We start from the raw sequence: 13,785 nt of genomic DNA, 5'->3' as shown, positions 1-13,785 counted from the left end.
CTAGAAAGGCAGAATTATGGCACCACGTATAGCCAGCTCGGCGGCGGACGCCGTCGCCGAAATCAAGGACGGCTCCACTGTCCTGATCGGCGGCTTCGGCAACGCCGGCCAGCCGATGGAACTGATCGATGCACTCATGGAGTGCGGCGCCAAGGACTTGACCGTCGTGAACAACAACGCCGGGCAGGCTGACGCGGGCCTCGCGTTGTTGATCAAGGAGCGCCGGGTCAAGAAGATCATCTGTTCCTTCCCGCGCCAGTCGGATTCGTGGCACTTTGATGAGGCTTACCGGGCCGGCGAGATCGAGCTCGAACTGGTTCCGCAAGGCAACCTGGCCGAGCGTATCCGCGCCGCAGGCGCCGGCATCGGTGGTTTCTTCACTCCGACCGGTTACGGCACGCTGCTGGCCGAAGGCAAGGAAACCCGGGTCATCGAGGGCAAGGGCTATGTCCTGGAACCCCCGATCAATGCGGACTTCGCGCTGATCAAGGCGCTGAAGGCCGATACGCAAGGCAACCTGGTGTACCGCAAGACCGCGCGGAACTTCGGCCCAATCATGGCCACCGCGGCCAAGCAGGCCATTGTGCAGGTGGACGAGGTTGTCCAAGCTGGCGACTTGGATCCGGAGAACGTCATCACGCCGGGCATCTATGTGGATACCGTTGTGGCACTTGGAGGGAACAAATAATGAGCAACTACTCCAGCACGCAAGAAAAACTCAGCCGCGACGAAATGGCTCAGAAGGTTGCCGCAGATATTCCGTCCGGCGCCTTTGTGAACCTCGGCATCGGCCAGCCGACCAACGTGTCCAACTTCCTGACCAGTGAGCAGGGCGTGACCCTGCACACCGAAAACGGCATGCTGGGTATGGGTCCGGTAGCTACCGGGGATGATATCGATGATGATCTGATCAATGCGGGCAAGATCCCGGTGACCGAACTTCCTGGAGCTTCTTTCTTCCATCACGCAGATTCCTTCTCCATGATGCGCGGCGGACACTTGGATGTCTGCGTACTTGGAGCCTTCCAAGTTTCCGAATCCGGCGATCTGGCCAACTGGCACACCGGTGCCGAGGGCGCGATCCCTGCCGTCGGTGGCGCCATGGATCTGGCTATCGGTGCGAAGCAGACCTGGGTGATGATGAGCCTGTTCACCAAGACGGGTGAATCAAAGCTTGTCGAAGCACTGAGCTACCCGGTGACCGGTCTAGGATGCGTCTCGCGGATCTACACCGAAGTGGCAATTTTTGAATTGCGCGACGGGAAGGTCTTCGTACGTTCCTCGCACGGAATCAGCTTCGATGATCTGCAGTCCAAGGTGCCGGTAGAACTGACCAAAGCCTAAAACACAGTAGATTAGTGGGGGTGCTTCCGAGTTTTTTTCGGGGCACCCCCAATTTTCATAACCTGCGCGCCGCACGGTGAGGCGCGCGCAAGGAGCACGGTGAGCGAGCAGGCAGCAAGTAGTACGTCGGTCCAGTCCCTGGCGCGGGGCCTTCAGGTGATCAGCAGCTTCGACGCTGAGCATCCGTCGATGACGCTCTCCGAGGTCGCGGTGCGCACCTCGCTATCACGCGCCACCGCACGCCGTTTTCTGCTGACCCTGCAAGATCTGGGTTATGTCCGTTCTGATGGCAAGCATTTCGAGTTGACCTCCAAGGTTTTGCAGCTGGGCTACTCCTATTTGTCCAGCGCCACGTTGCCGCAGCTGATCGAGCCGGTACTGGAAGAGCTCTCGGCGACGGTCCATGAGTCGGCCTCGGCCTCGGTGCTGGACGGAACCGAAATTGTCTATATCGCCCGCGTACATACCCGCTCGATCATGCGGGTCGGCATCTCGGTGGGCACCCGCTTCCCCGCAGTGAATACCTCGATGGGCCGGGTGCTCCTGGCCTACCAGCCCGAAGCGGTGCGCGAATCCGTGCTGGCTGCCGGGGTGCATGCGACCACAGGGCTGGGCATCGACAGCGCGGATCAGCTGCGCGTGGAGCTGGAGCGGATCCGCGCACAGGGGTTCGCCGTGGTGGACCAGGAGCTGGAAATCGGGTTGCGCTCGGTGGCGGTCCCGGTTTTCAATTCGGAGACAAGCGTGGCGGCCGCGATGAATGTGTCGATGAGCGTGCACCCGAATTCGGCATTAAGCGCCGAGCAGGCGGCGGAAGCCGTTCTGCCCGAATTGCTGAAGGCCGCCGAGCAGGTGCGCGAAGCCCTGGCCGCGAGCCGCTGAACAGCTACAGCTCACGCGCATCGCGCCGGATTGGATGGCGCTCGGGAACCTGTACCAGCACGATGCGGGTCCCGTCGGGATCCTGGATCCATCCTTCGATGAGACCCCATGGCTCCGTGAGCGCTTCGCGGAGGATGGGCACTCCCTGGCCAGCCAGCAGCTCCAGCTGGGCCCCCACATCGCGGACCTGGATCCACAGCACCAGGGACGAGGTAGCCTCGGGGGCGCGTTGTCCGGAGACCTCCAGCAGTCCGTTGCCGAGGAAAAACACCACGCCGCGGTGCTCGGGCGGCCCGAACTCGCGGGACACCGCCAACTGCAGCACGTCGCGGTAGAAGCTCTGGGTTTCGGCCAGGTTCACGGGCCGCAGCAGCACTCGGCTTGAAAGGATTTCCATGGGAACCAATCTATCCGGCGGCCGTTGTGCAACCTAGCTCCGCGGAGGGGGGAGACCTCCGGCGGGGAAAATTAAGGTTCTCAAAGAATTTGTTGTAACTTCAACTAAATCCTGTAAAATTGTCGTAGCGGAGTCCTTCGCCGCTCCAAGGCGGCAACGGAAACCCAGCCATCGCCGGGCCCGGCCCGGAAGCAAATCACAAGGAGTTGACCCGCCATGACCCAGATACTGAGCGACATCCGTTCGGCAGATTGGAACCGCGCCGCCGAATCCGGCGCGGTAATCCTGTTTTTGCACGGCTTCGGCTCCAACGAAAACGATCTGAGCTCGCTGGCGGAGCCGCTCGGATTCAAACTGCCCTGGGCATCGCTTCGCGCCCCGCTGGAACTCGGCAACGGCGGCGCCGCCTGGTTCCAGATCACCACCCCGGGAGTGCCCGACGCGGCACCCGTCGAGGCGGCCACCGCGGCCATCTGGGCCTGGATCGATGAAAACCTCGATGCCGGCACGAAGATCATCCCCATCGGCTTCTCGCAGGGCGGGCTGATGGCCAGCCAGCTGCTGCGCACCCGTCCGGAGCGCGTACTAGCCACCACGATCCTCGGCGGATTTGTGCTCGGCGGCGAGCAGCCGGCCGATGCCCGGCTCGCCGCTCAGCGTCCGGCGGTGTTCTGGGGCCGCGGCACCGAGGACCGGGTGATCGCCCCAGTGGCGATCGCACGCACCACCGGCTTCCTGCCCCAGCACTCGTCGCTGACCGAGGCACCTACCCGGGGCTGGCCCACGGGATCAACCTCGATGAACTGGACGACGTGCGCAGCCACGTCACCGAGCAGCTGGCCGCCTTGCCGGTCGGCAAAGACTGAGCCCGCGGGCACCTTGTGAGATCGGGATCTCCGGTTTCGGTGAACCGAGCAGAGGCGCCCAGGGTCAGTCGCTGGAGCGGTAGCACTGGTGGTCAAGGGTAATCTTGGTTCATGGCCAGGGTAGAACGAACGTTGATTGAAATCCGCGCGGCAATCGCGAAGTTGCATCGCGCCGCGGCACACGATCGGGATCCGCAGCGTGCCCACGCGGCGCACTGGCTCGACGGGCTCTTTGAAAACGTTGAATCCCGTGCACAATTGCGCGAGGCGTCCAGACAGGCCTTGGAGCTCTACCGGGGAGGAATGGGTTCTTTCCAAGACGTGGGTACCGCGGTCATGGCTGAGGCCGTGGACGGACTGCGCCATGCGCTAAGCGCAGCCCGCTCGTGGTTGCTGCGGGACTAATCGCGGCTCGTTGGGCCCGCCGGAAGAACCCGGCAAATCGACCGGCTGGCCCGCAGATTTTTTATTCGACGGTGAACGATACTCAAGCACGAGGCTGCAGAAGCTAGGCGATCCGGTTGAAGCGCGGCCCGCGATAGCCCTCGCGCTCTATCACTTCCTCGAACATTGCCTGCGGGCGGGCCCAAAAGCTGTAGTCATCATAGAGCTTGCGGTAGAACACCAGCGGCTCCTCGGTTTCACTGTGCCTGCCCACGGCCAGCACCTCATAGCGCTGTCCCTTAAAATGTTCGTAAATGCCTGCTTCAACGCTCAATGGGTGGCCTTTCCTGCCAGAAGATGCAAATTAGCGTGGACCATGTTCGCGAGCACCGCTGCGCTGGTCCAAGAGGTGATCCAGGATCGGGTCCAGCACGGCCAGACCATCGGCCACGCCGCCGGTGGATCCGGGCAGGGTCAGCACAAAGCTGTTCCCGGCGAACCCTGCGACGCCACGGGTCATGATTGCCATCGGGGTCATCGCTTCGCCGCGCCGGCGGATGGCCTCGATGATCCCGGGCAACTGCACATCCAGCAGCGGGGCGACCATCTCCGGTGACTGATCATCCGGGGAAACTCCGGTTCCTCCGGTGACAACCACCACGCGGGCTCCGGCGGCAAGCTGCTCTTCCACGGCAACGCGCACCGGTAGTCCATCGGCGGCCACCAGCGGCTGGGCGGCAGCAAAGCCGCGTTCGACGAGCCACCGGGCAATGACCGGGCCGGTCTTGTCCGTGGCGGTTCCGGCCGCGCAGCTGGTGGAAGCAACAATGACCGCGGCTCGGTCGCCGCCTGCCTTACCGCTGATTGTCACGAGTCCAGTCCCCGCTCTTTCCGCCGGACTTCGACAGCACCTTGATGCCGGTGACTTCGGCGTGCTTGTCTACCGCCTTGGTCATGTCGTACAGGGTCAGGGCCGCGACGCTGGCAGCGGTTAGTGCTTCCATCTCCACACCGGTGACCCCCTTCGTGGTGACCTGTGCGGTGATGCGCACGGTGTCTGCCTCGGCCGCGAAGTCCACCGAGACCTTGGAGATCGGCAACGGGTGGCATAGCGGCACCAGTTCCCAGGTGCGCTTTGCCGCCATGATGCCGGCCACGCGGGCGGTGCCCAGCGCCTCGCCTTTGGGCAGGTTGCCGCTCATCAGCTGCTCGATGACATCGGGGCGGGTAACGAACAGCGCCTCGGCGGTGGCCACCCGCTTAGTGACGGTCTTATCGCTGACATCAACCATGTGGGACGTGCCATCGGCGCGCAGGTGGGTGAGGCGTTGGTTCTCAGACATTAAAGCTCCAGGTTTCAATTTCTGCGCCGGCGGGCAAATGGGTCAGCCCCACCGGTAGATGGACTAGCGCATCGGCTCGGGCAAGATCATGGATCAGGTGCGAGCCCGGAGCGAGCACGGTGACCTGCCCATCTGCCAGCATCGCGCGGCGCACCTGATGTTTGGATCCGGGGGAGCTGACCTCATGGGCAAGCACTCCGCGCGTTGCCTGCGGCTGTGGAAGAGCTGCGAAAGCGCGCAGCAACGGGGCGAGGAAGAGCTCGGCGGAAAGCAGCGCGCTGACCGGGTTGCCGGGGAAGCAGAGGACCGGGGTGCGCGAACCATCTGGGTTTTCCAAGCGCGCATGTCCCTGGGGCCCGCCGGGTTGCATCGCCACATGATGGAAGTCGCCGCCCAGGGGTTCGAGTACCTGGCGAACCACCTCGAATGCCCCGGCACTGATCCCGCCAACGGTGAGCAGCAAGTCAGCCTGCGCGGCATGCTTCAAGAGATGTTCGGAGAAAGCCTGCGGATCATCGGGCAAGCGCGCCACCGAGACCTCGGCACCGTAGTTCCGCAAGAGGGCGGCGAGCATCGGGCTATTGGCATCCGGGATGCGCGCAGCCGCGACCTCGGATCCGGGAGCGGCCAGCTCGTCGCCGGTGGTGCACAGCAGCACCTGTGGTCGTGCCTGTACCGGAACTTGATGCACGCCGCTGGCTGCCAGCGCGCCGATCAAGGTGGGGGTCAGCAGCTCGCCGGCTTCGGCCACGACCGCGCCGCCGGCCAGTTGTTCGCCGGCCTCGCGGATGAAACGCCCCGCGCCGCTTGGCCCGGTAAAGGTGGCCGTGCCGCTCGGCGTGCCTGCACCGACCCGAACCAGCGCAGGAAAAGCTGCAGAAACCGTCTCCTCGATGGGAACCACGGTGTCTGCCCCGGAGGGGATGGGAGCGCCGGTCATCACCGGGATGACGGTACCGGGTTCAAGGGTCAATCGCGGGTCGCCGGCCGCGGCGGTGAAACCAAGCGGGAAGGTCAGCGGGGATTGCCTACTGGCCGCGGCGAGCTGCTGCGAGTGAAGGGCGTAGCCGTCCATCTGCGAATTGGTAAAGGCGGGGATCGGCAGGGTGGCGGTCATTTGCGCGGCGGTGACCCGACCGGCGAGCGCAGGGTGGCCGACGCTCAAGAGTTCCGGCGCTTCGCCGCGAAGGCGCTGCAGCATTGGCGCCAGCAGATCGCGCACATGGACGCGGTGGGATTCGAGAGTGCAACTCATGAAGGGTGGTTACCCGCCGGCGAAGGGTGGAAGCACATCAACGGTCAGCGGTTTGCCGTCTGTTTCATCCCCGGCGGTGCGCAGCGCACCGGTATCGCGGCGGACCGTGCCGTTGACCAAGAAACTTCCGGCGTTGAGCACTTTTGCCATCTCTTGGCCGTACTTTTCCTGGAGTCCGGCGCGTAATTCCGCGAGCGTTGTCACGGTTGGCCAATGCTCCTCTTCGGTGCCGGCGGCCTGGGCGGCGGCGGCGAAGTAACGGATCAGGATCGAGGTCATATCTCCATGCTATCTTGTGCGTAGCGGGCAGGTAAGTCGATAAACGCGTAGGATCCCAGTATGAATCAAAGCGTATCTCCGGGTGGTGCCACGCCTCCTGCCGCGGTGCAGGTGGGCGCGGAACTCAACGACGAACAGCGCGCTCGTGCCCAGCGGCAGCTCTCACTGCCCGGCTTCGGTTTTGAGTCCCAGCGCAGGCTCGCCCACGCGCGGGTCTTGGTCATCGGCGCCGGTGGACTCGGGTGCGCGAGCGTGCCGTATCTGGTCGGGGCCGGGGTGGGGACCATCGGGCTGGTTGATGATGATGTGGTCGAACTTTCGAATCTGCATCGGCAGGTTGCGCACACCACGGCGAACCTCGGCGTGGCCAAGACCTCGTCTTTGGCGCAGGCGGCCAGGGCGCTGGACCCGAGCATTACGGTTGTTGAACACAACCTGCGGTTGACCGCCGAGAACGCCTTGGAGATCTTTGCCGGCTACGACCTGGTAGTTGATGGGAGCGATAATTTCCCCACCCGCTATCTGGTTAATGATGCGGCTCAGCTCAGCGGGATTCCGTTGATCTGGGGATCCATCCTCGCCCATCATGGGCAAGTCAGCGTGGCTTGGCATGAGTACGGCCCGGGCTACCGGGATCTGTTCCCGAGTCCGCCGGAACCGGGCACCGTGGTGAACTGTGCCGTCGGCGGGGTGCTGCCGGGGCTCTGCGGAACGGTTGGTTCCTTGCTGGCCACCGAAACCTTGAAGGTGATCACCGGACTAGGCGACCTGCTCATTGGCCGGGTGCTGATCTATGACGCGCTCGCCGGCCGCACCAGGGAAATCGCCTACGGCCGTGACCCGCAAGGAAATCCGGTGAGCGAATTGATCGACTACGAACTATTCTGCGCCGGCGCGGAACCGCAGCCCGAGGCGATCTCGGCCTCCGAGCTCGCGGGAATGATGCGTTCCGGTGATGCCCCGCGCTTGCTTGATGTGCGGACCTTGGCAGAACGCGAACAGCTGCGCATCGCCGGATCCCAGTTTGTGCCGTTGGATGAGCTTGAAGCGGCTTCCCAAGCGGAGCAGGCATTGTTCCTGCCCGGTAGCGGCGAGCTGATTGTCTATTGCGCCCGTGACCCCCGGTCCATCCGTGCCGCACAGCTATTAGCCAAGCGCGGGGTGCCGGTGCGCTACCTTTCAGGTGGTATCCACGAGTTCGCCCCGCTTGCCCCGGAATTCACCGCGACGGATGCCGCGATGGCATCAACAGACAGCTTGAAGGAGAACTCATGACCGAGTTGAACAATTCACTTGCCCGCATCAGCACTGAGGCCATCGATGAGACCGCGGTTCGAGCGGCGGTGGACGGACCGGACGCCGGAGCGGTGGTGATGTTCCATGGCATCGTACGCAACCATGACGGCGGCGAAAAGGTCATGGGACTGGACTACTCAAGCCACCCGCAGGCCGAAGAGTTCCTGGCCAAGATCCTGGCCGAAGAGCAGGAACGCTCCGGGGTGCGTATGGCGGCGGTGCACCGCGTGGGGGAACTGAAAATTGGCGACGCTGCCTTGGTCGCGGCGTCTGCTGCCGCGCACCGTGGCGAGGCCTTCGCCGCCATCGAAGCGCTGGTTGAGCGCATCAAGCACGAGGTGCCGATCTGGAAGCGTCAGCATTTCGAAGCGGGAACCAGTCAATGGGTGGGACTCTAAGCACGGAGACATTAGCCACCGGTTTCAGTCATCTCGGCGCGGCTGAGGTGACAGCAAAGCTAGATCTGCCGCAAACGACGAGGGATATTCGCTTAGACCGGTGGTTTTCTGGCTTGGCGCACAGCGACAGCAACCCATAGGGCAGCAAGCGCCAGCATCGCACCGCCTGGCCAAACCGTGCCGGTTGTCATCTGCCAAACACCCACGATCAGGAAAAGCGCCGCGAGAACCGAGGCAGTTGTGGGTGAAACCGTGGAATTCTTCATGTCACCAATTTCCGCTTAGTCCCAGATCCAGAGCGCTTCGAAAACGCCTGATTTTGCCAATCCCGGTAAACCGCCCGCGGCAGTAGCAAATCACATGATATCTCTAGCTGCGGCACATTTCCGTGTCCGGGTCAGCCACCGCCGCGGGTGTCGGCGAGGCCCGGCGATACGGAGGCTGCCGCCATCGTGCGAGAGCCTGAAAACGTATATGCCAGCTCGCCACTCAGAAGCTGCCGTTCGAGGGGTTGTAACTCAGATGGCGCCGCCGGCGGGATGGCCGCACCTCGGCTTAGCGCCACGCGGCCGCAGACCGTGCCGGCATCCTCGGACGAGCGGCTGTGATGGATCGTGAAGTCGGCGCGGAAATAACTCGTGACGCGCGTGACATCGGCGGTAGCATGGCAAAGTACCGTTTTTGAAGGAGCCGAGCATGCAACTACGCCCAACGCTGGCGTTAGCTGGATTCCTAATTCTGGCTCTGAGCTCTTGCGCAGCAAATGACGGGATGGAAAACGCCGCGCAGCCGCAGACCCAAATCAACATTTCGGCAGCAACCTCTTTGCATGAGCCCTTCGAACAATTGGCTCAGGAATTCCGGGAGCAGCACCCAGATATTCTGCTCTCCGATATTAGCTATGACGGTTCCGCAACGCTCGCCACCCAGATCATCGCCGGAGCGCCCGCAGATGTCTTTGCCTCGGCAGATGAACGCAACATGGACGCGTTGCAGGAGGCCGGCTTGGTGGCCACCCCGAGCATCTTCGCTACCAACACGCTGGTGATTGCCCTTCCCCAGGGGAACCCGGGCAACATCAGTGAGCTGGCGGACCTTGCAGAGGCCACCACGGTGCTCTGCGCTCCCGAAGTGCCCTGTGGTTCCGCGGCCAAAAAATTGCTAGATCTTGCCGGCGTGCAGGTCGAAGCCGCAAGTCTGGAACAGAATGTAGGCACCGTACTGGTCAAGGTTGCCACCGGGGAAGCGGACGCGGGACTGGTATACCGCACGGAAATGGCCAATGAGCCGACCGCGGAAAGCATTATTCCTCCCGAGGCACAGAAGGTCGTCAACTCGTATCCCATCTCGGTAGTCGCCAATGCAAGCGGGGACAAACAAGAAGTGGCCAAGCGCGAGGCTGCCGAAGAGTTCGTGGACTATGTTCTGAGCGAGCATGGACAACAGGTGATGCGCGAATATGGCTTCGGAAGCCCGATGTCCTCCGCCCAGTTGAAGTCCGGGCAGAAATGACCGCCCAAGTAGATGTCGGCACCCGGGCGCCGAGCCTGGTGCTGCTGCCCGCAGTATTGGCTGTGGCCTTGCTCGTCCTTCCGCTGTTTGCCTTGTTGACGCAAGCCTCCTGGGGTACCTTGTGGGCGGATGTGACCAGCCCCCAGGCCTTGCAGGCGCTTGGCCTATCGCTGCGCACCGCGCTGCTGGCTACCGTGCTGTGCACGCTGCTCGGAGTGCCGCTGGCACTGCTCATTGCCCGTAGCTCCCCGCACGTTGCACAGGTTCTCCGTGCATTGGTGGCGGTGCCCCTGGTACTCCCGCCTATGGTCGGCGGTGTCGCGCTGCTGCTGCTCTTCGGCCGGACTAGCGGCATTGGCCAGCTGCTGGAACAGTTCTGGGGGTTCACCCTCCCGTTTTCCACCGCCGCGGTGGTGATGGCGCAAATGTTTGTCGCACTGCCTTTTCTGGTGCTCACCGTCGAAGGGACCCTGCGTACCAGCGGGGCGGCCTATGAGCAGACCGCGGCCACGCTTGGCGCCGGACGCTGGATGGTGCTGACCCGAATCAGCCTGCCCTTGGCCGCACCGGGGCTGTTTGCCGGGATGATCCTCTGCTTCGCCAGGGCTCTGGGCGAGTTTGGGGCTACCGCGCTTTTTGCCGGCAATGCGCCAGGACGCACCCAGACCATGCCACTGGCAATCTATACGGCTTTCAACGGGGCAGGCGCCGGACGAGAATCAGCCGTTGCGCTTTCATTGTTGTTACTCGCGGCCGCAGTACTGGTCCTGGTTTGCCTGCGTGCCTGGCGTCCAGGGGCGTTGAAATGACCACCGGGCTTCTGGCTGAAATCCGTGTGGCGCGCCCAAACTTCGAAATCGACGTGCAACTGGACCTTGAACCCCGCAAGACCCTCGTATTAATGGGACCCAACGGAGCTGGCAAGTCCACGATTGTGCATGCAATAGCTGGAATTCAGCACCTTGCAGCCGGGCAGATTTCCCTGAACGGTACGGTGCTCTCCGGTCCCGGAGTGCACCTGCCGCCACACCGCCGAGCGATCGGACTGCTCGGGCAGCAGCCCAGGCTCTTCCCGCATTTTGACGCCGCGGAAAATATCGCCTTCGCGGCCCGCGCGGCTGGCCTGAGCAAACGTGCCGCCCGACAGGTGGCGCACGACTGGCTTGAACGCTTAGGGCTCACGGCATTCGCGACGCAACGACCCGCCGCGCTTTCCGGCGGGCAGCAGCAGCGCATCGCGCTGGCTCGTGCCTTGTCCGCGGGACCGAAGCTGTTGCTGGTTGATGAACCCTTCTCCGCACTTGATGTCCAAGCGGCGGTGGAGATGCGCGAGCTGGTCCGGGAAGAACTATCGCGCACCGGAACCACCGCGGTTGTCGTCTCGCATTCGGGGGCGGATGCGCTGGCCCTGGCAGAGCGATTATTGGTGATCGAACGCGGCGTTGTCGTTCAACAGGGATACACGCGCCAAGTGCTTGCGCAGCCGGGTACGGAGTTTGTGCGGGCCGTGGCCAATAGCGTTCCGGCGGGCTACGAGAGCGAACCGGAGAAGAGATGTTCCTCTTAGCAATGAAGCCAAAGATTTCTTCGTCCGGCACCTTTCGATTATTGCTTGTTTCCGGGCCTAAACAACTTTTGATGGTTATGAAGGATGAGGAGCGATGGGGATAAGCCCTGCAGAACACCTGGCATGGATTCTTGACCGAGTCACCCCGGTAGCCACCAGCACGGTTGGCTTGGCCGAGGCGCGCGGTACGGTCCTTGCCGAGGATGTGTTCGCCGCGCATCCGCTGCCGTTGTGGGAGAACTCGGCCATGGACGGCTACGCGGTGCGCAGCTGCGATACGTCGAACGCCAGCGAGCAGCAGCCGATCGTCTTGAACGTGATGGGCGAAGTGGCCGCGGGAAGTTCGTGGGATGCGCCGCTGGAGCCTGGCCAGGCGGTGCGCATCATGACCGGTGCACCCATCCCCACGAGTTCCGACGCTGTGGTGCGCGTCGAATCGACCATTGGCGATCAAGGCGAGAGCACCTGGGCCGAAGAACTCGTGCGAGTATTCAAACCGGTTCAGCCCGGCCAGGAGATCCGCGCCCGGGGAGAAGACCTGGCCCGAGGTGCATTGGTGGCCCGCGCCGGAGATCAGCTGACCGCGGTGCGCCTCTCGGCATTGGCCGCGGCCGGAATAGCCAAGGTACTGGTTCGGCGGGCGCCGCGAGTTGCGGTGCTGGTCACGGGTGCCGAACTGCAACCACTCGGCGCGACGCTGACCCGCGGGCAGATCCCGGAATCAAACTCCTTGCTCATTGGCGGACTCTTGGCCGAGGCGGGCATCGTCGAGGTCAGCGTGCAGCATTGCCCCGATGAGGTAGCCGAGGTGACCCAAAGGCTGGCCGAACTGGGTTCGAGCTACGACGCCATCGTGAGCACCGGCGGGGTGGGCCCGGGCACACGGGACGTGATGCGGTTGGCACTGGCAGATGAGGCAGAAGTTCGTGCCGTGAGGCTTGATGCCCGCCCCGGACAGCCGCAATGCACCGGGCGATTGGCCGCCGGCGCGTTTGTCTTCGCGCTGCCGGGCAATCCGGTCAGCGCGGCCGTCGGCTTTGAACTGTTCGTAGTCCCGGCGCTGCGTGCCATGCAGGGCCATGAAATACCCCAGCGGCCGAGACTGACCGCTACGGCCGGGACCGGATGGCGCGGTTTCACCGGGAAGCTGCAGGTGCTCCCAGTTGAGTTCGAATATGGGCCGTCTTTGCGCTGCTATCCGGTGGTGCACACCAAGCGGGTGTCGCATTCCGTCGGTGGTTTCGGTGCGGCCCAAGGCTACGCCCTGGTCGAACCCGAACGCGGGGACATCGCCGAAGGCGATAGCGTGCAAGTCATCCGGATGCTTCCATGATGGCCGCCGACGCTTTGATTCTTGCCGGTGGCTGTGGGTCCCGGCTCGGTGGCCTGGATAAGGCCGAACTGCTCCTTGGCGGGCAGCGGCTGGTGGACCGCGTGGTGCGCGCTTGCCGGGAAAGCATCAGTGGCCAGGTGATCGTTGTGGGTCCCGAAACTGCTGGAACCCAAGCGGACGCGGTACTGCGCGAAGAACCTGAATTCGCCGGACCGTTAGCCGCAGTTGCGGTGGGGCTTCGCGCGGTGAAGGCTGACTGGGTAGTGGTTCTGTCTTGCGACTTGGAATATCCGGCCGCGGTCTGCCAGGCGCTTTCTGCGGCCATGGAGACTCCTGGGGCGGATGGCGTGGTGCTGGTAGACGACAACGAACGGACCCAATGGCTCGCGGGTTGCTACCGCACCGAGCCGCTGCGCGAAGCCTGCGAGGCGCTGGGCGCCGGCGTCGTCAATGCACCGGTCAGGCGGGCTTTCAACAACCTTCGGCTGAACAGGGCCAAGATTTCGGGGGAGAAATCGGCGGATATTGATACCCCCGAAGCGTTGGAAGAGGCCCGTCTGCGGCAAAAGAATTCAACTCAATCGACGAAGCCAACCAAGACTTAGCGAGCAAAGGAAAATAATCATGGCACAGCATCTCCCACCCGAGGCACTCATTCCGTGGCTGGAGGCCGCGGCCGAGGAACTCGGCTTGGACGCCAACGAGGTATCTATAGGCACGCTGCTCGACGTGGCCAAGCACGTTGCCCACGACGTCGCGCGGCCAGCTGCCCCATTGAGCACCTTTCTCTTGGGCTTGGCTCTTGGCCGCGCGGAACCGGGCACCGAGCTGTCAGCGCTCGCCGAGAAGCTCAACGCACGGGCCGCGCGTTGGGCGGCCGAGCAACAGTAAGCCCGAGCTGCTGAAGTTCCACCACGTGTCTCAGCTCA

19 protein-coding genes are annotated in these 13,785 nt (G+C 63.4%); 13 read left to right on the top strand and 6 right to left on the bottom strand.

Features of this window, described 5'->3' with window-relative positions; genetic code table 11:
• The first annotated feature begins 16 nt into the window (after positions 1-16).
• The 3 genes from CIK76_RS08705 (at position 17) to CIK76_RS08695 (ending at position 2,226) form a co-directional block, all read left to right on the top strand.
• Positions 17-688, top strand: coding sequence for a 3-oxoacid CoA-transferase subunit A (locus CIK76_RS08705; protein ID WP_096285455.1), 672 nt, complete (start codon positions 17-19; stop codon positions 686-688).
• On the top strand, positions 688-1,344 hold the full coding sequence (locus tag CIK76_RS08700; RefSeq protein WP_096285453.1) for a 3-oxoacid CoA-transferase subunit B: 657 nt from the start codon (positions 688-690) through the stop codon (positions 1,342-1,344). Before CIK76_RS08705 ends, CIK76_RS08700 begins: the two co-directional genes overlap by 1 nt.
• Before the next feature lie 99 nt (positions 1,345-1,443).
• Positions 1,444-2,226 carry an IclR family transcriptional regulator C-terminal domain-containing protein gene (locus CIK76_RS08695; protein WP_176484143.1) on the top strand — a complete coding sequence of 261 codons (783 nt, stop codon included), beginning with the start codon at positions 1,444-1,446 and terminating at the stop codon, positions 2,224-2,226.
• Between the two features lie 4 nt (positions 2,227-2,230).
• Here the strand turns inward: CIK76_RS08695 and CIK76_RS08690 are convergent, their stop codons facing one another.
• Positions 2,231-2,623 (bottom strand): VOC family protein, encoded by a 393-nt coding sequence (locus CIK76_RS08690; RefSeq protein WP_096285448.1) that lies wholly within the window; start codon positions 2,621-2,623, stop codon positions 2,231-2,233.
• Between the two features lie 216 nt (positions 2,624-2,839).
• Between CIK76_RS08690 and CIK76_RS08685 the strand changes: the two genes are divergently transcribed.
• The gene (locus tag CIK76_RS08685) at positions 2,840-3,508 is read left to right on the top strand and encodes an alpha/beta fold hydrolase (protein WP_096285446.1); all 669 of its coding nucleotides are present in this window, start codon (positions 2,840-2,842) and stop codon (positions 3,506-3,508) included.
• Between the two features lie 92 nt (positions 3,509-3,600).
• The gene (locus tag CIK76_RS08680; RefSeq protein WP_096285444.1) at positions 3,601-3,894 is read left to right on the top strand and encodes a hypothetical protein; all 294 of its coding nucleotides are present in this window, start codon (positions 3,601-3,603) and stop codon (positions 3,892-3,894) included.
• A gap of 103 nt (positions 3,895-3,997) precedes the next feature.
• On the opposite strand, the gene CIK76_RS08675 is transcribed toward CIK76_RS08680, so the two are convergent.
• The 5 genes from CIK76_RS08675 to CIK76_RS08655 are packed head-to-tail and all read right to left on the bottom strand — an operon-like array spanning position 3,998 to position 6,750.
• Positions 3,998-4,207: a DUF1653 domain-containing protein gene (locus CIK76_RS08675; protein WP_096285442.1), complete on the bottom strand. Its 210-nt coding sequence runs from the start codon at positions 4,205-4,207 to the stop codon at positions 3,998-4,000.
• 30 nt (positions 4,208-4,237) lie between these two features.
• Positions 4,238-4,744 carry a molybdopterin-binding protein gene (locus CIK76_RS08670; protein WP_343252120.1) on the bottom strand — a complete coding sequence of 169 codons (507 nt, stop codon included), beginning with the start codon at positions 4,742-4,744 and terminating at the stop codon, positions 4,238-4,240.
• Complete coding sequence (moaC, locus tag CIK76_RS08665) at positions 4,728-5,216, bottom strand: cyclic pyranopterin monophosphate synthase MoaC (RefSeq protein ID WP_096285440.1); 489 nt, start codon at positions 5,214-5,216, stop codon at positions 4,728-4,730. Before moaC ends, CIK76_RS08670 begins: the two co-directional genes overlap by 17 nt.
• Positions 5,209-6,471 (bottom strand): gephyrin-like molybdotransferase Glp, encoded by a 1,263-nt coding sequence (gene glp / locus CIK76_RS08660; RefSeq protein WP_096285438.1) that lies wholly within the window; start codon positions 6,469-6,471, stop codon positions 5,209-5,211. The genes moaC and glp (CIK76_RS08660) overlap by 8 nt, the downstream gene beginning before the upstream one ends.
• Positions 6,472-6,480: 9 nt before the next feature.
• The gene (locus CIK76_RS08655; RefSeq protein WP_096285432.1) at positions 6,481-6,750 is read right to left on the bottom strand and encodes a MoaD/ThiS family protein; all 270 of its coding nucleotides are present in this window, start codon (positions 6,748-6,750) and stop codon (positions 6,481-6,483) included.
• 60 nt (positions 6,751-6,810) lie between these two features.
• On the opposite strand from CIK76_RS08655, the gene CIK76_RS08650 reads away from it, so the two are divergent.
• The 8 genes from CIK76_RS08650 (at position 6,811) to CIK76_RS08615 (ending at position 13,747) form a co-directional block, all read left to right on the top strand.
• A complete protein-coding gene (locus tag CIK76_RS08650; RefSeq protein WP_096285431.1) occupies positions 6,811-8,025 on the top strand; it encodes a ThiF family adenylyltransferase in 1,215 nt (404 codons plus the stop codon).
• A gap of 5 nt (positions 8,026-8,030) precedes the next feature.
• Positions 8,031-8,444: a molybdenum cofactor biosynthesis protein MoaE gene (locus CIK76_RS08645; RefSeq protein WP_217990369.1), complete on the top strand. Its 414-nt coding sequence runs from the start codon at positions 8,031-8,033 to the stop codon at positions 8,442-8,444.
• Positions 8,445-9,140: 696 nt separating this feature from the next.
• Positions 9,141-9,956, top strand: coding sequence for a molybdate ABC transporter substrate-binding protein (modA, locus tag CIK76_RS08640; protein ID WP_096285429.1), 816 nt, complete (start codon positions 9,141-9,143; stop codon positions 9,954-9,956).
• Positions 9,953-10,765: an ABC transporter permease gene (locus tag CIK76_RS08635; RefSeq protein ID WP_096285428.1), complete on the top strand. Its 813-nt coding sequence runs from the start codon at positions 9,953-9,955 to the stop codon at positions 10,763-10,765. The genes modA and CIK76_RS08635 overlap by 4 nt, the downstream gene beginning before the upstream one ends.
• Entirely contained in the window at positions 10,762-11,523 is a 762-nt protein-coding gene (locus CIK76_RS08630; RefSeq protein ID WP_096285426.1) for an ATP-binding cassette domain-containing protein, read from the top strand. The genes CIK76_RS08635 and CIK76_RS08630 overlap by 4 nt, the downstream gene beginning before the upstream one ends.
• 94 nt (positions 11,524-11,617) lie before the next feature.
• A complete protein-coding gene (gene glp, locus CIK76_RS08625) occupies positions 11,618-12,856 on the top strand; it encodes a gephyrin-like molybdotransferase Glp (protein WP_096285425.1) in 1,239 nt (412 codons plus the stop codon).
• Positions 12,853-13,461, top strand: a complete 609-nt coding sequence (locus CIK76_RS08620) for a molybdenum cofactor guanylyltransferase (protein WP_096285424.1) — start codon at positions 12,853-12,855, stop codon at positions 13,459-13,461. The genes glp (CIK76_RS08625) and CIK76_RS08620 overlap by 4 nt, the downstream gene beginning before the upstream one ends.
• Positions 13,462-13,480: 19 nt before the next feature.
• Positions 13,481-13,747, top strand: a complete 267-nt coding sequence (locus CIK76_RS08615; protein ID WP_096285423.1) for a DUF6457 domain-containing protein — start codon at positions 13,481-13,483, stop codon at positions 13,745-13,747.
• Positions 13,748-13,785: the final 38 nt, after the last annotated feature.

This window comes from Glutamicibacter sp. BW80 (assembly GCF_002332385.1).
GTDB lineage: Bacteria > Actinomycetota > Actinomycetes > Actinomycetales > Micrococcaceae > Glutamicibacter.
Note: the sequence above shows the minus strand (reverse complement) of the source record. Positions and strands in the feature narration are given on the sequence as shown.